This is a genomic window from Ruegeria sp. BB1 (genome assembly GCF_056539465.1).
The window spans coordinates 22,005-42,993 of the sequence record NZ_JBQFVB010000002.1; the positions used below are offsets into that span (position 1 = coordinate 22,005).

Here is a 20,989-nt window from a genome sequence, read left to right on the forward strand (position 1 = left end):
AAGCGACGAAACTAACGGACGCGACGCGCAATGACCGCCAAACCAAGGTCTTCCCACCCACCATCGTGTTCGATGCAACCGTCAATTATTGGTTATGATTCCTATCGCTAGCTCTTGGCTGAACTGCTCCAATTGGCACTGTTCCACCCAACACCGTTTCCACAAAATCCCGGGACACATAGTCTGCGCCTAGAGTTTCCATTAAAGCGTAATTGACATCTGTGACTTGGCCAATGCGACGTTGGAACGCTGAGAGACTAGTTTGATTAAGGTATTCCCAAATTGGTCTGCCTTCCAATAAGTCAACTTCTAAAACCTGGCCAGTTTCGGAAACCGATACGAGCGCCCGTTCGTTGTTCTCGCTTAATCTTACTAAGCCCTGCTCTTTTGAGAACAGATAGTGTTCTGTATCACCAGCCAATGGGAAAAGGGATGTGCCCAAACCAGATACAGGGTCTATTTCGAGTATACGAGATCCACCTTGCGACGCGAGACCACCAAGATTGTCGAACAGTACGAAAGTGCCGCGCTCTGTGACGACTGGCGAATGCTGAGCAACCATTGGCCCCATTATGACACGATGAATAGTATCATCGTGCCGATCGACAACAATTAGTGAGCTCGAGGATCGTAGTGATATAGCAATATCGCCCGCCTCTGCCCCCTCAATCTTAGCAGCGGTTGCTTCATTTATCTCCACAACCCCATTGATGTGATAAGGGTCACACCCTTCGCGCACTGAGTACGCTAGCCCCATCAGCCCATTTTGTACAAAAAGATCTTCAAACCGTACCGCACGTATTCTCTCCCCAGCCCGATCGAAGATTTGGAAACCCTCCTCGTAAACCGCTCCAAGTATTGAACAATTGGTTTCGATCCGAGTGGGTCCAATATACTGTTCCGGAGGCTGCTCAAGTTGAGCCCAAGGTAAAAGGGCCTCGCCGTTGTCCGCAACATAAGGCCAGTGATGTGCGTGATTAATAAAAGACCAGAGAATTTTGCTGTTCCGATCAATTCGCATCGAACCAATATGGTAAGGGAACATGTTTTTGGCCTGAAACGTAACAACCAGATCACCGTTGTCGTCTAGGTCAACTCCCAACACATTCACATTGTCTCTTCCGGGTTGTCCGCTGAAGCCTTCAAATTCTTGCCCATCAAAAAGGTCTGCTCTCGACACGCTCCAAGTGTGGTATACGTTCCCCTGGCGATCCATTATCCAGGCGATGCAACCGACCTCCGGACAGAGTTCGGGCTGTTCCTCGAACCCACCTGTAATCAGCAACAGATCGTCGTAGTCCCTAGGTTCAACAAGCCAGGTTGTCAGATCTTCCTTTGGGACTGCTACATATTCCACCTTTCCGAAAATTTCTTCTTTGGCTTCAAGTTTTCGCCAAGCGTCGTATCCTGCTTTGGCTTTTTGCAGAATTGGAACAGGAAACCATTCATATTTGTAGCTGACTACTCCGTAGATATACGCTCCGCTCAAAATCGAAAGCCCAAACAACACCGCGGAGAAATGTTTCTCCAAAAATCGTACTAACTTCATTTGCATTACCAATCCCGAACTTAACGAAGCAATTAAAGGCCATTTTGCTTGAACTCACGTACAACGCGATGTTCATTGCCAGTTCATATTGAGGGCAAATAATGTGAAGGTTAGCGCGACACACGCTGCCTGGAACAAAAATGCTCTCGGCGATTGAATGTATGACTTATTCCGCTTGAAGCAGGTCAGCAGGAACTTGTTCTCAAAACTTGTAGTTCTATTCGTACCAGTCTCAAATCACGTTTCGCAGCAGGTTCCGATGGGCGCATTCTTCCAATGCTTCATAGACATCTTGCGCGGCCTTCAGGCAGATGGGGTCGAAATGTTCTGCGGCAGCCACGTCAGGCTTCGAATGAAAATACTGTTCGAAACTCTGGCCATCAGACGAAAGCTCAAGGGTGTCATACAACCCCTCCATCGTCGCCTGAGGCGATGCGCGCAAATCGTCCTGCAGAAGAAAGATACACCTATCCTTGTACTCAAGCAGTTCCCGAAAGGCGCAAGTCCAGTATTGCAGCCAGTAATCAGGTGTGTGGGTGTCCTTTTGCGTCGGTTCCATTCCGGAAAACAAAAAGGGCTTATGCAGATTGCCGAACTCGAAATGACCAATATCGGCCATGTAGCGGGTCACAAAATTGTCCTGGGTTTGCAGCTTGCTAAAGTTATTGTGTTGCCGCAGTAGGGACTCAGCATGGCTTTCAGGACGTCTTACGGGAACCACGATCCTGCAATCAGGAAAGGATTTCAGCAGATAGGGAATCCGGGCAATGTTGGCATTGTTCTTTGAACAATAGCGTGTCTTCTCAACGCTCTGCGGCCCGGCCTGAAGATTGCGCGCCCGGATAATGCTGCTCATGTGGTTTTGTAGAAACCGGTCGGCCTGTTCATTTGTATCCCCGGCCTGCCACAGCGGGATTGAGGCTTCCTTGTACCTCTCTGGCCAGAACATTCTCCAGATCACTTCCTCAAACGCTTCTGCGCTTTCAAGGTCGATCTCCATTCCGTCGCCGTGGGCACGCTGCCGTCTGCGCACCCCGCGTCTCTTGCCGCCGGCCAGCTTGTTCCACAGCACAGGTGCCGTAACAAAAGGCATATCCCGATACGTGTGAGTCGCCACTTCGGGTGCATCATGAAGGGCGTTGAGAACCGCTGTGGTGCCACCACGCGCCAGGGACGTCACAAAAATGGGTTGCGAAACGTCGGGCATCGGAGGGCGCGGTATCAGGCGCGCCTCGGCCCGTGCGGCCATTTTCTGAACCCCGGGGCCGGAAAAGGCTAAGTTGTGAACGAACTGATCCACAGGCGAATATTGGGGGCCGCTATTCTCTGCCGCTGCATCGGTACGACGCAGACGGTTGACGATCTTCACCGTTGCAAAGGCCAGGATGGAAACGATGACGATGTAATCCAACCGCAGCATGACATCCAGAACCGCGCTGCCGGGCACCAGGCCCACAAAATCCGCCAGCAAGATGGGAAGGCCCGCCGCAGCCAACGCCACAACAATGCGCCCTGCCAGGTTTAATCCCCCTAAAATTAACTGACCCCCTGCCCGCCGCGCTGCAACTTCTTTGGCATCGTCAGACAACTGGTTGTCAAACAGGGCGGCCACACCCGCCATGCTTGCACCAACAATCCCGCGGGCAATATCCGCGATATTCGTCCACCACAAAGCAAGAATGAACCCCGCCACCGCCAAAAGCGAAACGGCAACAGCCTGTATCATTGCGCCGCGTCGGTCTCTTTACCTGCTTCAGCCGCGACTTTCTTGCCGCGGAGCATTCTCTTCAACGGAAACCAGACGAGCCCGACAATAAGAAAGAGGCCGCCCAGCACCACAGCAATCGTGACCGCGACCGCGCCTAACCCGGCACCGGGCCCGATATAGGCGTGAGCCGGGCTTGCCTGAATCAGAAAAGACAGCGCTCCGGTAAGACAAAGCGGGATCAGACGTTCTCCTACCCAGATTCTCCTGAACCATTTCATTGCATGCATTCCTTCCAATCAGTTTCAAAATAACTCAATGGGTAGAGTTTTGCATTGGTGATCTCACCCACAAATTCAGCATCGTATTTATTAATATATTCCCAGGTCACGTTTCCGGCGCCGTCCACTTCTAGCACTCGGCCCGCGTCGAACTCCGTGATCAGAAGCCCGCCGTCCTCCAAAACCTCATGTTGTCCCCGAATGACCGATAACATTTCCTGACCGGGCTTGTTGCCGAAGACAACTTCGGTCTCTCGTGTGACCGGGTCAATAATCACAATGTTCGTATCTCGAGGCGCAGCCAACCTTGTCTTCTTGTGCTTGTCGTATGAGGTCAGATAAGCATTATTGTTGAATATCGAAATTTTACCGTCAGGGCGAAACTCTGGGTCGTGCTGACGAATCCATGGACCGGTCTGGTGCCATTTCACCACCCGTGAGGCAGGGTCAACTACGATGACAAGGTTCAGCCCTCGCATCGAAATAACCCAGTCACCGGCATTGAAAATTGGAAACTGTTCCGCCAGTTCAGACGGGAGTTCATCAATCTTGTTTGAATGAAGCAGCTCGTTCCGAACCACTTTTGCGGATGTGATCTCTTCATTGTTTGCTGTAAGCAACGCTGTCAGACCGCTGTCCATGATCATGCCTGGGATCGATACCCTTTCTAGTACCTGGCCATTGTCATCAAGCCTCAAGACCACGTCTTCCCATATCAAATCGTTTGTCGCCGGTGTCGAAAACGGCGGAAAACGGTCAACAACCTCGGCCGCATTCCAAACATTGCGGCCAAGCGTCAGGTACCCGCCTGTTTCCGATGCAACCATCGAATGATGTGTTTTTTCATCCAACCGCCAGAGTAGATTGGAACACTGATCCAACTTGACCGTTCCGCAATACTCGTAGTTGAACACAAGCTCACCCTTTGGCGTTAGCAACGCGCCGTGCACATCTGTCAACAAAGGGGCTGTAAGGTGGGCACAGGGACGATCTTGAACATCGGGGTAATGTTGAAAGTAGTCTAGTGTCCACTTTCGGATCACACTGCCGTCTCGCTTCACAAGCCTCGCCTGGTTCTCTCCTTCGAAATATCCCATCAGCAGGATCGCATCCTGGCGGTCAGGGTGTTCGTTTACCATGACGCCGTCGCCTTGACCGCGTGACGGTTGAAGATGCTGACGGTATGCTCTGGCTTTGCGTGACAAAGCTTCATAGACGAACAGGACATTATATGCCGTCCGAAATTGCGGGGCCGGAGGCCAATTTTTCTTTTGCGCAAACATCCCATAAAGAACAGACACACAGATAACCGAAAAGACCAGGCAAACCCGGAACAGCCGTTCTGGCAACTTTTCAAAGGCAGGCTTCATTGTCTGTTCTTCAAACTCTGTAACACGACACTCAACACCAAGCAAAAATTACACCTTGTCATCGACAACTAAACCAGCTTGCAAAAATTACGAATAACAGACGCTCATATTGCAGCGATTTGGCAACAACTTTGCGAGATCAGTTGTATTATTGCCAATTCAGATGCCTATGTAGGCGCAAGTTAAAAGGTGACCCAAACCCTTCAATTGCCCGAAAAAGCGCACGAAGCTGAATGGATATGCCGCAAAATGGGCAGTGTGAGTTGATTAAAGCTTGATCACCAACAGACAAAATTCCAACTTTGTCACACAGATTGTAGCTTAGGATTTTGAAATTATGTCTGATCGCCTGCTTGCATTGCTGTCGCTGGCTTGCCTGTTGGCAATCACTTTCTTGGCAGGGCTTGCATCAGCTTACCTGTATCTTGCCCCTTACAGGATCGCCGTTCAGACTTGGGGGGAGATCAAAGCCTTTATGAAGGAACCTGACCGGCTGATGCCGGTGCGGTATGATTTTGAAGGTGTACGCATTCACGATGCCAACGCCATTGCCCCCGGTTCTACGCTTATCACATCGTATTTCCCGGAATTCGACTGGCATGCAGGTGTTCGGCTGATCGACGAATCCGGCGCTGTCCTGCACTCCTGGGCGCCTGACCCCGGCGAGATTTTCGGCGGGCGGCATAACTACCCATACATTCACGGCTCGCATCTTTTTCCCAACGGCGACATCCTGTTCAACTTCGAATTTATCGGGATCGCCCGGATGTCGGCCTGTGGCGATGTGTTGTGGGCCCTTTCAGAGCCTCGGGCACATCATTCAATCTCGGCAAATGATGACGGCTCGTTCTGGGTGTCCGGCAATCAAGAGCTTCGCTCGCGCGATGGGCGCGATGAAAAGCTTTTGAATATCCTGTCCTTCCCCGTCTACGAAGATTACTTTATGAAAGTCAGCGCCGATGGCGAGGTCCTGAAATCCATCAGCTCGATCGAAGTGTTTGAGAAAAATGGCCTGAGCGACGTGTACCTGAGGACAGGCAGGAATTATCATGGCGATATCTTTCACCTCAACGACATAGAAGAACTGTCACCGGATATGGCCGCTGAATATCCGTTGTTCGATGCGGGCGACATCGTTGTTTCCCTGCGGGATCTACATATGGTCATGGTGCTGGACCCGGATACGCTAAAGGTGAAATGGCGCACCTATTCAGACACTCTGTTTCAGCACGACCCGGATTTCATCGGTGACGGATGGATCGGCATCTTCGACAACAACTACGACCGAACCGAGGGTGGAGGCCTGCAGGGAGGATCCCGCGTCGTCGCAGTGCAACCCCATACGCAAGAACGCGCCATTCTCTTTCCCAAACGGCCCGACCAACCGTTCTACACCAAGTGGTCCGGGAAATGGCAAAAGCTGCCCAATGGCAATCTTCTGCTAACCGAATCCCGCGCCGGACGAGCGCTGGAAGTGACCAGTACGGGCGATCCCGTCTGGGAATGGGTCATGGACCGATATGATGCAAGTCAGGTGCCCGAGGTGATGGAGGCGACAAGATATCCAATAACTGCCGAGGAAGTCGCTGCTTGGAATTGCCCATAACCTCAGAGGGTGTTTCAAACATTCTGTTGCAAGTGTTGATCGTCATGCTTGGAAATTTAACGAGTTGATATCCGCGAACCTGTAACTATTCGGTGGTTAGAGACCGCGTCTGCTGCACACTCGAAGGGACGGTAACTTCTGACGTTGGTGAGCGATAGCACTGATGGACCAGGAGCTAGGAATTGCCAGTAGGTTTCAAACCATTCCCCTCACCTTCCGCCTTTTTCGTGACACCGGCATACTCACCGGCACCAACTTGGGCGGTCGTGGTATGGACGAGGTTCGGTGGCTTGCTCCTGTTTTCCCGGACGACACGCTCTGCGCTCGTGTTACGGTCGAAGCGCTTACGCCGTCTCGTTCCTAACCCGACCGGGGAACGGTACGGTTTCGCTATCGGACATTTAATCAGGATGATGTCGAAGTGCTGAACTTGGTCATGCATCACGTGATGGTGCGGCGGGAATAAATCGGTTCATCTACGTATTGCCAGAGTTAGGTTCTGAGCCTTTAGCAAATCGCGAAACGCACATTCCGGGCGTTCTAAACCAGCTGACATTGGTGATTTTGGATCGAAAACAGCGCCCTTCTTCACACCGGCAACCTTCAATTTTAAGTTTCAGCCAAAATCTTTCAGAAAGAAATCCTTGCTCCTCCGATAGTTTCAATAAGCGGGGTTAGATGAGATTTGTAGTTTAGCCATTTTTCCTTTGAGGACTTGTACAGCGGCTGGCGCACTTGCTGAACACTGGCGGTACGAACTCGCCGCGCATCTTTGTGAAATTCAAGACAGCGATCATCCCATTCAAGACCACAAAAGGCGATCAGGCGACGCGCTTCAAACTCAATGTTCTCGACCAGGTTTTCATAGTGAACGGTGTGAAAACTGCCCGACGGAAGGATATCATTCCAGTGTTGCATGACGCGAACATAGGCGTTGAAGTACCGGCCAAGCTCGACCTGGTCATAGCTGTGATACTGGCTGCGCTGAAAAACCCGTGTGAAACAGGACAGGCACGTATCCATTGGATTGCGCGCGACATGCACGATCCGTGCGTTGGGCATGATCGCGTGTATCAGACCAACCATCAGAAAATTCGCAGGCATCTTATCGACGATAAACGGTTTACCAGGCGCGTGCGCGTCAAGCTGCTGGATATATTGTTGGGCGCGTTTCGAAATCTCGTGATCCGGCAGAGCGGCGATCAGACTACCCGTCTTCTTGTTTCCACCACGCAGCTGATCGGTAAACAGCTTGTGCATATAGCTCAACTCTCCGGCCCCAAAAACGTAGGGGTGGCTGGCGAGGATCGACTCGGTCAGCGTGGTTCCAGATCGGGGCATACCAACAACAAAGATCGGCTGGCTGTTATCTACAGAATTTTGGCGGAGCTTTTGGACCAGCTCTGGCGTAAACATCGAAATCAGATCGTCGGCGGTTTCCTCGATCTGGTCCGCGTCAAAATCGATAATGCTGCGCTTTAGTGCGGCCCCTTTTGCAAAATGCTCAAAAGCGCTGTCGTAGCGCTTGAGGTCCTCATAGCATTTCCCCAAAGCGTAGTGATACGAAACCGATTGTTCGGGCGGCAACTTGTCGACCCCGGGCAACGCGGCCACAAGAGCCTGAAAATCAGGGTTGTCTTCGGCAACCTTGTCCAACCTGACCAACGCGATCTGCGCATTCAGACGCGCCTTGTCCCTTTCAGCCGCCTTATTGAACCAACTGCGGGCGGCGTCAAAGTTGCCGCGCTCCATCTCCAGATGCCCCAATGCGATCATCGTGGCCGAAAAATCTGGTTTTAGTTCAAGGGTCTTTTCGTAATTGGCAAAACCGGCCTCAAGGTCGCCAAGGTGCGATTTGCAGACGGCTATATAGTGATACGCAGGTGCGTGGCTGGGGTCTAAGCGCTGCGCTTTTTCAGCCTCGACAAGGGCAAGTTCATGCAGGTTTTTCTCGGTCAGAACCTGTGCAAGCCCGACATAGGATTCGGGCTTCTTCTCATCCAGCGAAATTGCATTCCGAAAACAGCGTTCGGCTTCGTCCCATTCGCACTGCAAAACGTGTAACCGTCCCCGATTGCGATGCAACTCTGCGGAAACATATCCCTTGCCAAGGTAATCATCTGCCAGCTCTGTGGCCTCTTCCGACTGTTCAGCTTCGATCAATACGGAAATGAGGTTGTTGACACTCTCCAGATAGCCCGGGCGCAGGTCCAGCACCCGGCGGTAGAATGAAATTGCCCCTTCTCTGTCCTCGTTGTCGCGCGCGATCGATCCCATATTGTTCAACGCCGCAATCAGATCGGGGTTTAGGGCCAACGCTCTTTTCTGACAGGCTTCGGCTTCGGACAGTTCACCCATATCATAATAGGCCAACCCAAGGTTTGAATGCGCATTTGCAACCCCCGGAGCAAGCTGAACCGCACGTTTACCGACCTTGAGTGCTTCTTCAGGTTTTCCGTTCGTGCGCAATACCTCGGTAAAATTTGACAGGAACCCGGCATTGTCTGGCTGCAATCGGATCGCTTCGCGCATGGCATTTTCGGCAGGTCCGGTCTGACCGGTTTGAAACGCAATTACGCCAAGCAGTTGATGCGCAGGGGCATATTCGGGCGCAGCCTTGAGGACTTGGTTCAGAACCTTGACAGCTTTGTTCAATTGCCCTGTTTCAAATGCCTGAACACCTTGGTTATAGGCTTCTCCGATAGACAAAGTCTGGTTTTTTGGCATTCAAGTAGCTCCGGGCTGGCGCATGATAGCAACCTGATACCAAGCGCCGTCAAATTGCCACATTGTGTTGCAGTTTTCCTACGAATTTCCAACAGCAATAGATCATCTTATGCAATGCAAAATTGGTGGATTGCATATATGTTAACGACTTTTTAACAGTTCATAAGCGGAGCCGATCGCGAATACGCGGCAAGCTTCGACAAAAAAAGACAAAAAAAATCTAACGGGATAGTAAATGTCTAAAAATGGGTCGGGGGTGAACGCCCCCAAGCTCCGTGGGGGGCGTCTTTTCAAGTGGAAAGGCCAAATTGTGAGTGCGGCTCCTGCTGCGTTGCTGGCACAGGTATCGATGGTTGCACTGACTGCCGGGGACGTACATGCGGATACGATCTCGAATGTGGTGACGACGCCTCAGGTTTTCGCAACCGATGCGGATCACGAAGTGACAGCAAGCGGCGCGATTGAGATTACATCTTCGACGGCCGCCGCCCTGACGATCACTACGGATTACTCAAGCACGTTTACCAATAACGGGTCGATTTCGGTCACTGCCACCGACACGGATACGGCGACGGGCCTGCGCCTGGATGGCGGCCTGCTTGAGGGCGGCGAACTGGTGAACAACGGCTCCATATCGCTGGATATTACGGGCTCTGACCCTCAGGATATTTATGCAATCCAGGTCAATGGTGATGTCGCCGGTTCGATCGTGAACAACGGCACCATAGAGGTCGATGTGCAATCGACTGATGGGGACATCGAAGCTTGGGGTATCTATGTCGACGGAGACCTTACAGAGACCGGCGAAATCTTGAACACCGGCACGATAAGGGTCGATGGGCTTATCAACACCTCCGCGGGAAGCACCGCATCTATCTACGGTATCGCCGTTGATGGCGACGTTGGCGGCTCCATCCGAAACACGGGCACAATCGATGTACGCGCCAGATCCTTCGCCGACGATTACGCCTATGCCTGGGGCATCTATGTCGAGGATGACCTGCTAGAGACCGGTGAGATTGTGAACTCGGGCACCATAAAATCGGTTGCCATCACCACCGTTGACAGTACTGCATCTGCATTCGGGATTTTCGTTGATGGCGATGCGTCCGGTGTGATCTTGAACACGGGCACTCTGGACATTTTCGCATCTGCTCCAACGACCTATGAAGCGATCGCCTATGGCATTGCTGTCGATAGCGATCTGTCCGGCCGAATTGAAAACAGCGGTACGATCAAAGTAACTGCCTTGGCGGTTGAATCCGACGCTTCGGCATATGGTATCTTCGTCGATGACGATATGCTGGAAGGCGCAACCATCATCAACAGCGGCACGATCACTGCATTCGCAAGTGCCGATACCGATGATGAGGCCTATGCAGGCGGCTTTTACCTCGAAGATCTGGTTGAAGGCACCGTAATCAACTCGGGTACGATCACCGGGACCGCGCTTTCTCTAAATACCGGTGACGAGGCGACAGCTTCGGGCATGTATATTGGCGATGACGTTTCGGGAACGGTCACCAACTCGGGGACCATGACCTTGCGCGCCGAGGCTGCCGAAGACTCGGCAACTGCCGCAGGCTTTTATCTGACAGACAATCTGAGCGGCACCATCACAAACTCGGGCAATATCACGGCCACCGCCATCTCGCGGGATACCGAGGCCGAAGCCTACGGCGTATACGTCGACGAAATCGCAACCGGAGACATCTCGAACTCGGGCAATATCACGGTCACCGCCCAGGGTGGGATGGATGGCGGTGGACTATCGCCGGACCAATCAACGGCAATCGGTATCTACGCCAACGACATGCAGGGATCGTTCTCGAACACCGGACAGATCACTGTTCATGGGACCGGTTCTGCCGGGACACGTGCTGCCGGTATCCAATTCGACAACTTTGACGGCACGATCGACGGCCTGGGAACCATCCGGGTTTCCGGCAATGACGAAGTTTATGCCGTTTATCTCGGGACGGGTTCGGGCACGCTTAACGCTGACACCAATGATGATGTCGACGGCGTCATACGGGTCGACGCGCACAACGTAAATCTCGACGCGCAGGGCGGCAGCGCTGTGTTCAACTTTGAAGACGCCACGCCCGGAGCGGGTGTTTTCACGACCACCGTGTCCGAAGAGGGCTCTGTCTGGTTCGTGCAGGATGAGGGCGGAGCAGCACCGATATATGCTGCTGTAGATGCTGATGATTTTGCGGTTTCAGGCGACGTCGTCGCCTTTTACGGCAGCGTCGTAGGCAGCAGTGGCAACGCGCTGAACTATGCACCGTCAGAGCAAGTTGCGCAGGGGTTCACCTTTGCGGGCTTCAGGCCATTTGCGATGATCGACGCACAGTATCGAGAGTTCGACCCTGAAACCGGCAGCGATCTGGACGTATCGCTTTTCAGCGGCAGCGCCGGGATTTCCGGCCAGATGGACAACGGCATTGCGTTGGCTGTTGGCATGGGCGTGTTCTCGGCGGACGGAGATAACGAGTCCGCGGACTTTGACACGACCGGCTTTTTTCTTGACGCCGCCGTGGGTCGACAGATTGGTGCCTATACGCTTGAAGCTGGGTTTGGCTATGGCTGGCTCTCGACAGACCGCACCCGTCAAATCAATGGCAGCGATGATGCTAATGCCGATTATGACAGCAGGCTGTTGACAGCGCATATCGCGGTCGAACGCGGGTTCGACGTCAGTGGTGATTTCGGGCTGCTCGGATTTGCGAACGCGCGCTATACCAACCAAAAGGACGATGGTTACACCGAAACACGCTCAAGCGCCAACGCCACGGTCGGAGATGTCACCACCGAAGTCATCGAAGCCCAACTGGGTGTAGAAGCTGAAAAGCAGTTCGGTAATGGCGGTATCCTAAGCGGGCAGCTCAGCGGTGTTCTGCGGCGCGATCTGGGAACAACGGATGCTGATGTGACCGTATTCTCATCGACTCAGTCGCTGATCTTTGCATCTACCGACTTCACCGGCGCTCGTGTCGCGGTTGGCTACGAGCAAGATATTGTTGAGGACATTCAGCTTGAACTGAATGCCGAACAAGAAATCGGCAGCGACGCCCAGGGCCCCTTCTTGCGGGCGGGACTTCGCTGGTCGTTCTAAAAAATCTCCGCGGCACCCGGGAGGGTGCCGCGGAATTCCAATTGGTCGAACTCACGCATTGCGGATAGAGCATCATTCGCTTCAACTGCTTCGACACAAGTCACTTAGTCTTCTGCATCCCATCTCAATTCTTTGGCAGGAACTACTGCGCTTCCCATGATCTTTATGAATGCAGCCTCTATGTCCTTTTTATGCTGGTCACGAAAACCCAAGTTCGAATCCGGACCAATATCTTCTGCCAACATCACCCATTCAGAAAATTCACTTGCAGCTACGTTCCCATATTCAGGAATGAAATGCGCTACATGTATCGGTTTCCCATCAACGACACCTCCGCAATAGCCATAGCGGACGCAGACGAAATCCATCAGTTCATCAAAACGATTTTGGGGCATTTAGCATTCTACACGCTAGAGCTGTCGTGTGGCGCTAGATGAGCGCAGATTAATTAGTGTAGCTTGTCAAAATCGCAGAGAACCGCTGAACGTAAAGGGCCGTTTTCCCAGGCTGTGTTGCAAAGTACGGGCTCGAACCGAACATTCGCTGCGCCGATCATATATGACCGCTCCCTTGCTCGCACAATGTCAGCGAGAACAGCGATAAATACCTACAACAAATTCTGGGAATAGGTTCAATGGTCAGGAGCTTGCCCTGATGTTCCCCGTGCAACCAAGGTCGCGGAATACTCAAAATGACGGACTGGCAGTTCGGGTGTTCGCATTCGGTCCAGAAGGATTTCAGCCGATCGCGTGCCTAGTTTCTTTGGGTTGATTGCCATGATTGAAAGGCCCGGCGTCGAAACGGCCGTGTCTTCGATATCGCCGAACCCCTGTCGAACCTCGACGCGCTGTTGCGGATGGAAATGCGTGCCGAGTTGAAGGGGGTTCTGGCCGAAAGCAAAACCACTGCCACTTACGTGACTCACGATCAGGTCGAGGCCATGTCCATGGCTGACCGGATCAGTGTCATGCATCAGGGCAAAATTGTTCAGGCAGCCTCACCCATCGAGGTATATCGGGATCCAGCGGCCGAGTTTGTGGCCAGTTTCATCCGCGATCCGCCAATGAATTTCCTTCCGGCTGAGTCTTCGGGCTCTGGTCGCTGGACAGTTGCAGGGCAATGCCTTGAGGGCCCAGCCAGCGGCAAAAACCTGAAATGGGCCATTCGCCCGGAAGATTTGCGCGTTTCGGATCAGGGCTTTGGCGCGGGCCAAGCTTGTGGAGCCATTGGGCGCGCATATGCTGGTGACGTGTGACGTGGAAGGGCACCAGTTCCGCGCGGTACTGGACAGTGAGCTTAGCGTGAAGCCCGGCGACGTTCTCACCCTGGCGCCGCAAGAAGGCCAGGGACGCTGGCTTAGCTATTATGTTCTGGATGTCAGGCTACGATCCGATCTGGATCGGTTCATTCTTTGCGACGTTCACCATGCCGTTCTTTCTGATGGTGCTGGCCGGAGCTTTGGTCATTTCCCGAACCTCGAAGAACCTGCCGGTGATCCAACTTATCAACCTGTCTGCCGTAGCTTGGGTAGTCTACCAAATTTCCGCGCGCGGCGGTTTCACGACCCCAAGTGAATACGTTGCCGTAGGACTGGCCTTGTTTGGCGCGATCACCATGTAATGGTACATCCACATCTTCTCGAACTATGGCCGCAAGCCGAACGTTGCCATTGTGAAAGGCCAAGCGTTATCTGAATTGCCGCTGCAACGGCTGGACGAAACACACACGACCTCCGCGTCCTTTACAGGCGAACAAACACTGCTGGTGTTTTTTCGCGCCATCTGGTGCCCTTTCTGCATGAACCAGCTCAAAGAGGTGAAGGCAAAGGCGGGTGTGAAGGTAAAGTTCATCCCTAACCAAGGCATCAAGAATTCCGAGAAACTGGCAAAGAATCTGATGTTACCGGCCCATTTCGAGATCCTTCAGGACAACGGATTGGCTGCCGCCAAGACCCTGGGTATCGAAGAATTGGGTGGAGCACCGTCTGAGATGCCCGGTTACCCTAGCGATACTGTCAAAGCGACTGTCATCGCACTGGATGAAGATGGCACAGTGATCTTCGGCGATGAGACGGACAACTATCGCATACGCCCTCATCCCGACGCGTTCCTGCACGTCTTCGAACTGCGCGGCAGCATTCAGGCCTTCTCGGCGGCATAAGTGTCGCAACGAACAAAGCAACGCGCGCCTGCGCGGTGCTGCTGCCCAACCAGACATTAGGTTTGGACAGTTTCTTCAGGACAGTGGTGATACGCAAACAATCAGAAAAAGTGGTGCGGGTGGAGGGACTTGAACCCCCACGCCTTGCGGCGCCAGAACCTAAATCTGGTGCGTCTACCAATTTCGCCACACCCGCACGACCGGCCTTGAGCGCCGGATTGACGTGCTCAATAACAAAGGCTGCGACCGAGTGCGAGAGGGAAATTGGCTTTTGGCAAAGATTATTGCCCCCTTATTGGCGACAATCTTGGCGAGGCTGATCGTCATACCCGGCGCGCAGAATTCAAGCCTCTGAGGGTGCGTGAGCAGACTGAATCGGGCCAATAGTCCCAATTTATTGAATATTTGGAATTTAGATCCCTGGCAAAAATCAGTACGACAGCATTTGATCCCTCAATTGGTCGTCCTACCAATAGTTGACGATTCATGCACATTAAAGATGGCCGAAAAATAACACTCGCTTACGTTGAGTTATCTGATTGAACGACGGGCGCACCTAACACGGTTGCTTCGATCATCGCACCGGGAGGGTCGGAAAACCAGCTCGTAGATAAAATCTCTTATCGGATTTATATTGTTATAAAACAATATATTAACCGCCAATCCCTCAAGATAGTTCATCCTACAATCAACGCCTTGCTCAGCTATGGCGCCTTGATCCTTCAGTGTCGAAATTCTTCATACTCGGCCATGAGTTGAGCGATTGTAGGGGTTGCGACCATATTTGCGCCACAATTCAAACGCCAAAAAATCTTATTCGCGTCAAAATAACACCGCCTTGCCAACAATTATGGAGAGCGGGAATTAATGAGTCTTTTTGCCTTCGGGCAAGTACGAGTTTCTTTTTTGCTCAACTCGAACACGAGGATCTTAACCGTGACCAATATGATGAACGCTGCTTCTGCCGAGCAAGACGCCATTGGTCTTGCCCGTGAAAGTTTTCTTGGTGAACTGAAGTCCTTGAACCGGAATCATCCGAACACAGGCTTCGGCGTGTCATTGCGTACGCATTCGGGGGGTCACTACCTGTTGGCCAACTCGCGCATGCCGTTGCCCCGAACGAAATCAAAAAGTTTTCCGACCGGGCGTCGCCTGGCTCTGCTGGAAAACAGTGAACAGTTCAGCGAGATCGAAGTGCTTGCCGATTCTCAAGCGTATGAAACGATCTCACCCGGTGACGAGGCCGATATTCTGGGCACCGCGCTAAATCTGATTGCTCGTATCGACATCATGACCAGCTCTCATGACGGTCAGGACCATAATCCCATCGCTGCCACTGGAACCGGAGGCTGACCATGGCCCGAAACGACCATCTTCTGTCCGTTGGAAATGAGGCGCTGACGCCGATGACTTCGGCCATGACTGCCCTGTCTACGCAGATCGACCAATTGACAGAGGTAGCAGATGCGCGATCCTCGGCGCGGTTAGCAACGCTCAAGACGAAGATGGAGAATTTTACGGCCAGTGTGACACTGGTTGGGCAGGTCAAGGCTGGCAAATCCTCGATCGTGAACATTCTGGCCGGGCGCCCCGCCCTGCTGCCGTCGGATGTGAACCCGTGGACCTCGGTGGTAACCACGCTGAACATCAACACCCGCACAGAAGGCGACAAAAAAGCCAAGTTCACCTTCTTCGAACAAGAAGAGTGGGACAACCTGATGGTCGGCGGTGGCCGATTGGGAGAACTGGCCAATCGCGCCGGGGCCGATGATGAGATGGAAGATATTCGCCGCCAGATCGGCGAGATGAAGGCCAAATCCGAATCCCGCCTGGGCCAGCATTTTGACCTGATCCTGGGACAAAGCCACCAGTATGACTATTTCGACGACGAACTGATCCAGCGCTATGTCTGTCTGGGCGATGACGAAGACCCGGATATCAACCCCAAGACCGGGCGTTTTGCCGACGTCACCAAATCTGCGGAACTGTTCATGGACATTCCGCAATATCCGATTTCGCTGAAACTCTGCGATACACCCGGCGTGAACGATACGTTTATGGTGCGCGAACAGATCACGCTGCGCAGCCTGCGCGGGTCCGAGGTTTGCGTTGTTGTTCTGGCCGCCAGCCAGGCGCTGACCACCATGGATATGGCGCTGATGCGGATCATCGCACAGTTTGAAAACCGCCAGATCATCCTGTTTGTGAACCGCATCGACGAATTGTCAGATCCGGTCAATCAAGTGCCGGAAATCCGCGACCGCATTCAGGACACGCTGAAACAGAATAATATCGACACGAGCACAAGCGTTGTGTTCGGCAGTGCCCTTTGGGCCGAAGCCGCCCTGACCGGCAATCCCGACATTCTGACAGAAGAGTCGCGGCAAGCTCTGAATACCTTCTATTTGGCAGCAGGGTTTGGTGATCAGGCCCCGTCGCTGGATAAAATCTGGGCATTGTCGGGTCTTCCCGATCTGCTACTGGCGATGAATGAACGGATCGCTGACGGAGCGGGTACTCGCCTGTTGGATCGCGTCCGGCATCGCGCCCGCAATATCGCCAGCCAGATTCGGGCGACGGCTGTGGCCAAGAACCTGTCCGACGGCCAAGGGGTCGTGCGGGATCTGGATGGTGTGTCCCCCGAAGAGGCAATCGCCAAGGTTGCTGAGGAATACGATAAGAAGGCTGCGGAACTGACGACCGCCTTGCGCGACAAAGTGCTGGAACGTCTGAAATCGGCCGAGGCGAACTTTGTCAAACGCGCAACGGACTCTTTGATTTCGCATCTCGAACAGAATGGCGAGGAAGGCACCTGGCAATATGACCCGGCGGGTCTGCGCACATTGCAGAAAGCGGCCTATTTCAGCTTTGCCCGCGCGATGCGCAAAGAGGCAGGCGCGCTTTACAGTACCGCCGCGGCGGATGTCGAAGCGCTGTATCAGAAGCTTTTGGGCAACCATCTGGGTGAATTCAGCATCGAAGCCCCAATCGTCCCTCGCGTACCTCCGCCACTGGGCATCGGGCGCACCATTGCGCTGGACCTGCAAAGCACATGGTGGCGCCGCTGGTGGCAACGCCGCAAAGGGTTCGAAGCATACGCTGCCGATTATACGCGCCTGATCGCATCCGAGGCGAACTCGATCACCAAGGACCTTGAGGAAAATCAGATCGCTGCGGTTCTGGAAAATGTCCGGGCCGGGTTGTCTGACTTCCTGCGCGAGCAGGCCGAGACTCTGTTGAACATCTCGGCCTCAGCCGAGCAAGACCCAAGCCAGGCCGCGCTTATGGCCGGTATAGCACCCAAGAAATCGCGCGACGATATCCTGGGTGACATCCTGAAAGATCTTAGTAACGAGGCAGCATAAGTAGCGATATGGCAAAAGACACACAAACCCGCTTCGTCTCTCCTAAGGCATGGGAACGCATCGAGCAGTGGTCCCGGCGCAAACCGATCTTTGCGCTGATGGGAGAGTTCAGTGCCGGAAAATCGACGCTGATGAACTTTTTGCTGCGCTCGCACGCGCTGCCAACGCAGGTCACGGCCACGCAACTGCCCCCCGTCTGGTTCAGTTGGGGAAAAGGTTCGGCCTATGTGCAGCGCCACGATGGTAGCCGCGAGAACATAACGCTGGACCAGCTTGATACCGTAGGGGTCAACGACGTTCAGTTCGTTCGCATTTTCCTTGAATCCGACATTCTGGAAGCGGTGGACCTGATCGACACCCCCGGCATTTCCGACCCGAAAATTTCCAGCGATGTCTGGCGTCGCGCGGTCGGGCAAGCCAATGGCGTTCTGTGGTGTACTCATGCCACCCAAGCCTGGCGCGAGACCGAGCGGGCGACGTGGGTGTCTTTGCCCGAACGGTTGCAGCATAACTCGCTGCTGTTGGTGACCCGCGCAGATGTGTTGGGCCAGAAAGATCGTCAAAAAGTGCTGCGCCGCGTGAACCGCGAAGCCGGTCATCTGTTTAACAGATCGATCCTGTTCTCGGCTCGTGACGCGATCACGGCGCGGGACAAAAGCGGTGACGCCGAACTGTGGGCCCGCAGCGGTGGCGGCAAGATGGTCGACAGCTTCCTCGAAATCACTGAACAGATCATGGACAACCGCGCCGATATGCTGGCGCGCTACCAGATCGACAACAGCCTCTCAGGCGGCCTTCGTGTTCAGCCAATTCGCCCCAAGCGAAAGGAAGAACAGGCCGACGAACCGGCGCCGTTGAAACTGGTCGACCCCGTATCCGAATCCGAGGCGGGTGGCGCAGACGAAGTGGTCACCAACTTCCCAATTCGTCCAACGCGTGTCGAGCGCCGCGCCGAAGAAACCGACCGGGAAGAACGCATCGATGCGGCCGAGGCCGAGCGCCTGCGCGCCGAAATGGTGGCGGAAAAACAGGATGCTGAACCCGTCCAGGACGCCCAAGAGGACGAGCTGCGCGCCTTTTTCCGCGACACACCGGATACCGGCCTGAACCTGTCCGAACACGTGCGGGGTTTCGACGAGGAAGACTCGTTCGATCTGCTGGATGATGACGAATTGGACGAAGATGACGATATCAACCTGTTGTCTGACCCCGAGGTGGAGAGCCCTGCCGAAGAACTGGCCGCTTCGGACCCGATCCTTTCCTCGCCCGAAAACGAGTTGGCAGACACGTCCGAGCAGGGTGAGAGCGCCGAACAAGCACCGGAAGACCGTCGCGCCGATGTCTCGGTGTCATCAATTACGGCTTTGCTGGCGGAACAGGCGAAAGGCGCAGATGATGAGTATGAGCCCGAGCCCGAATCCAGTGGTCTTGTGGACATGCAAGTTGTGCCGCTGTCCAACGGTGCTGCCCCTGACGAGGCAACCCCGGCCGCAAAAAACGGCGAAAAACTGGAAGATTTGCTGAACGTACCGGCAGGAAAACCGCTGAGCGCGGCATCCATGTGGCGCGACATCACTGCGGATGAGGATTTGCCGGACGACGCTGAAGGCATGAAAAATGTGTTCGACGCGTTCCTCAAGGAATTCGACCAGATCGCAGCCGAGCATTACGCACGTCAGGCCAAGGATTCGATGCATACGGTTCCGAACGCTTCGAAAAACGGCGGGGCGGAATTCCATGTGTTGTGACCCGAAGCGCAGGTAGCAAGCGATGACAATCGAAGCCGCATTGAACACCGCGATGGACACCATACCCGACTGCATTGCAGCCGGGTATGTCGATATGGAAACGGGGATGTTGCTGGCGACCAACACCTTGGACACAGACAGCGCGGACGTTCTGGACACTTTGGCCATTGCCGTGGCTAACCTGTTTCAGGGTCGCGGCGTCAAAGCCTTTGAGGAATTGTTGCGCTCGGCTACAGCAGAAGAGTCGGATAGTCCGGGATTTGGGGAAATCGCGGTGTTTTCTAACGATCGGCTGCACATCTTTCTGCGGACCCGGGAATATCCCGATCACGTGGTCTGCTACATCTGTCACAACAGCGCCAATGTCGGGTTGGCGTTGACCAAATCGCATCTCAGCCTGGGGCCGGTAGCGGCTGCAGTTTAGACCGGACCAGAGGGGGGTCACGGCATGATGGACACGGACATACTTGATCTGCTCGACGATATCAGTCGCGCATCTGTCGCCCGCCTGAATCCGGCGGTGACCGTACCAGGCGAAACAGCCCAGGCGCGGCGCAAAAAGGTTTTGCGTACCATTCGCGGCACCATCCTGCCCCGTCGGTTGGAATTCACCGCCGCCAACGGCGATTGCCTGGCGATTGAGGTCAACAGCTCTCGGGTGACGGATGTGTTTCGCGTGCAATCTGGTATCGCCCCGGATTTCGAAACGGAATCGCGTGAGGATCTGGCCGTCAAACTGGCGCAGCTGGTCACGGACATCGCCTGCGCTCCTGCTCCGCTTGAGCTTGTTTCCCTGCAACCAGACACGGCGCTTGAGGCGGATGACGTTGGCATAACCTACAGCGAGATCGAAACCGCCTGTGAAAACATAGAAGTGCCGACAGAGCCGGTTATTTCCATTGTTGCGGATGCCGACCCGGACGAAATAGCATCCGCCGATGAAGCTTTGGAAAGCGAAGAAAACGACACTCTGGCGCAGCGTTTCTATGACGGGTCCGAGCGGTTTGCACAGGGGCGTGTTCTGGCAGCCGGGGCCGACGGGGCAGCACTGCAAATGGCAGGTGATTGCCAAGAAAATGGATCATTACACCCCGATTCTGACCTGCTGGCCCGCTTTGCCCGCGATCTTGCTGGTTGGAATGGCGACAGCGCCGCTGTGATGGACCATCCGCAATTGATTGTCATGCGCCCTTCGGGTGGCAAAGACGCCGGGCTGGCAATCCTGAACGATGGTAAAAACCTGGCAATGGCCGTACACGAGGCGCGCAAGCTGGGTGCCGTCGTCAATCTGTGGACCAACCTGAAGAGGCCGGACGGATGATTTCGGCCAAAACATTCAATTTTTCGACTAATTCTATCC

Annotated in this window: 17 protein-coding genes and 1 tRNA gene; 10 read left to right on the top strand and 8 right to left on the bottom strand. The window is 54.0% G+C overall.

Going from position 1 to position 20,989, the window contains the following annotated elements:
* Positions 1–85: 85 nt before the first annotated feature.
* The 4 genes from ACR0AL_RS07930 to ACR0AL_RS07945 form a co-directional block, all read right to left on the bottom strand.
* Entirely contained in the window at positions 86–1,549 is a 1,464-nt protein-coding gene (locus tag ACR0AL_RS07930; protein WP_480662573.1) for an arylsulfotransferase family protein, read from the bottom strand.
* Between the two features lie 232 nt (positions 1,550–1,781).
* Positions 1,782–3,275 carry a sulfotransferase gene (locus tag ACR0AL_RS07935; RefSeq protein ID WP_480647229.1) on the bottom strand — a complete coding sequence of 498 codons (1,494 nt, stop codon included), beginning with the start codon at positions 3,273–3,275 and terminating at the stop codon, positions 1,782–1,784.
* Positions 3,272–3,535: a hypothetical protein gene (locus ACR0AL_RS07940; protein WP_254440209.1), complete on the bottom strand. Its 264-nt coding sequence runs from the start codon at positions 3,533–3,535 to the stop codon at positions 3,272–3,274. The genes ACR0AL_RS07935 and ACR0AL_RS07940 overlap by 4 nt, the downstream gene beginning before the upstream one ends.
* Complete coding sequence (locus ACR0AL_RS07945; protein ID WP_480662575.1) at positions 3,532–4,905, bottom strand: arylsulfotransferase family protein; 1,374 nt, start codon at positions 4,903–4,905, stop codon at positions 3,532–3,534. The genes ACR0AL_RS07940 and ACR0AL_RS07945 overlap by 4 nt, the downstream gene beginning before the upstream one ends.
* A gap of 337 nt (positions 4,906–5,242) precedes the next feature.
* Here ACR0AL_RS07945 and ACR0AL_RS07950 point away from each other — a divergent pair, with 337 nt between their 5' ends.
* Entirely contained in the window at positions 5,243–6,511 is a 1,269-nt protein-coding gene (locus tag ACR0AL_RS07950) for an arylsulfotransferase family protein (protein WP_480662577.1), read from the top strand.
* A gap of 630 nt (positions 6,512–7,141) precedes the next feature.
* Here the strand turns inward: ACR0AL_RS07950 and ACR0AL_RS07955 are convergent.
* Entirely contained in the window at positions 7,142–9,238 is a 2,097-nt protein-coding gene (locus tag ACR0AL_RS07955) for a tetratricopeptide repeat-containing sulfotransferase family protein (protein WP_480662579.1), read from the bottom strand.
* A gap of 310 nt (positions 9,239–9,548) precedes the next feature.
* On the opposite strand from ACR0AL_RS07955, the gene ACR0AL_RS07960 reads away from it, so the two are divergent.
* A complete protein-coding gene (locus ACR0AL_RS07960) occupies positions 9,549–12,356 on the top strand; it encodes an autotransporter outer membrane beta-barrel domain-containing protein (RefSeq protein ID WP_170349879.1) in 2,808 nt (935 codons plus the stop codon).
* Between the two features lie 104 nt (positions 12,357–12,460).
* Here the strand turns inward: ACR0AL_RS07960 and ACR0AL_RS07965 are convergent, their stop codons facing one another.
* Positions 12,461–12,751 carry a hypothetical protein gene (locus ACR0AL_RS07965; protein WP_170361712.1) on the bottom strand — a complete coding sequence of 97 codons (291 nt, stop codon included), beginning with the start codon at positions 12,749–12,751 and terminating at the stop codon, positions 12,461–12,463.
* A 236-nt stretch (positions 12,752–12,987) separates the two neighbouring features.
* Complete coding sequence (locus ACR0AL_RS07970; RefSeq protein ID WP_480662581.1) at positions 12,988–13,329, bottom strand: substrate-binding domain-containing protein; 342 nt, start codon at positions 13,327–13,329, stop codon at positions 12,988–12,990.
* On the opposite strand from ACR0AL_RS07970, the gene ACR0AL_RS07975 reads away from it, so the two are divergent.
* The 3 genes from ACR0AL_RS07975 (at position 13,219) to ACR0AL_RS07985 (ending at position 14,516) form a co-directional block, all read left to right on the top strand.
* On the top strand, positions 13,219–13,611 hold the full coding sequence (locus ACR0AL_RS07975; RefSeq protein ID WP_480662758.1) for a hypothetical protein: 393 nt from the start codon (positions 13,219–13,221) through the stop codon (positions 13,609–13,611). The two genes, ACR0AL_RS07970 and ACR0AL_RS07975, sit on opposite strands and share 111 nt — an antisense overlap.
* A 110-nt stretch (positions 13,612–13,721) precedes the next feature.
* Positions 13,722–13,976: a hypothetical protein gene (locus ACR0AL_RS07980; RefSeq protein ID WP_170349882.1), complete on the top strand. Its 255-nt coding sequence runs from the start codon at positions 13,722–13,724 to the stop codon at positions 13,974–13,976.
* A gap of 51 nt (positions 13,977–14,027) precedes the next feature.
* Complete coding sequence (locus ACR0AL_RS07985; protein ID WP_480662583.1) at positions 14,028–14,516, top strand: TlpA family protein disulfide reductase; 489 nt, start codon at positions 14,028–14,030, stop codon at positions 14,514–14,516.
* A gap of 111 nt (positions 14,517–14,627) precedes the next feature.
* Here the strand turns inward: ACR0AL_RS07985 and ACR0AL_RS07990 are convergent.
* Positions 14,628–14,712: transfer RNA gene (locus ACR0AL_RS07990), tRNA-Leu, on the bottom strand.
* A gap of 671 nt (positions 14,713–15,383) precedes the next feature.
* Here ACR0AL_RS07990 and ACR0AL_RS07995 point away from each other — a divergent pair.
* Genes ACR0AL_RS07995 through ACR0AL_RS08015 form a run of 5 tightly spaced genes read left to right on the top strand, consistent with a single transcriptional unit; the run spans position 15,384 to position 20,950 of the window.
* Positions 15,384–15,869: a hypothetical protein gene (locus ACR0AL_RS07995; protein ID WP_226689470.1), complete on the top strand. Its 486-nt coding sequence runs from the start codon at positions 15,384–15,386 to the stop codon at positions 15,867–15,869.
* A 2-nt stretch (positions 15,870–15,871) separates the two neighbouring features.
* Complete coding sequence (locus tag ACR0AL_RS08000; RefSeq protein ID WP_170349884.1) at positions 15,872–17,881, top strand: dynamin family protein; 2,010 nt, start codon at positions 15,872–15,874, stop codon at positions 17,879–17,881.
* Positions 17,882–17,889: 8 nt separating this feature from the next.
* Positions 17,890–19,629, top strand: coding sequence for a dynamin family protein (locus ACR0AL_RS08005; RefSeq protein WP_480662585.1), 1,740 nt, complete (start codon positions 17,890–17,892; stop codon positions 19,627–19,629).
* 22 nt (positions 19,630–19,651) lie between these two features.
* Positions 19,652–20,053, top strand: a complete 402-nt coding sequence (locus ACR0AL_RS08010; protein WP_170349886.1) for a hypothetical protein — start codon at positions 19,652–19,654, stop codon at positions 20,051–20,053.
* A gap of 24 nt (positions 20,054–20,077) precedes the next feature.
* Entirely contained in the window at positions 20,078–20,950 is an 873-nt protein-coding gene (locus tag ACR0AL_RS08015; protein WP_480662587.1) for a hypothetical protein, read from the top strand.
* Positions 20,951–20,989: the final 39 nt, after the last annotated feature.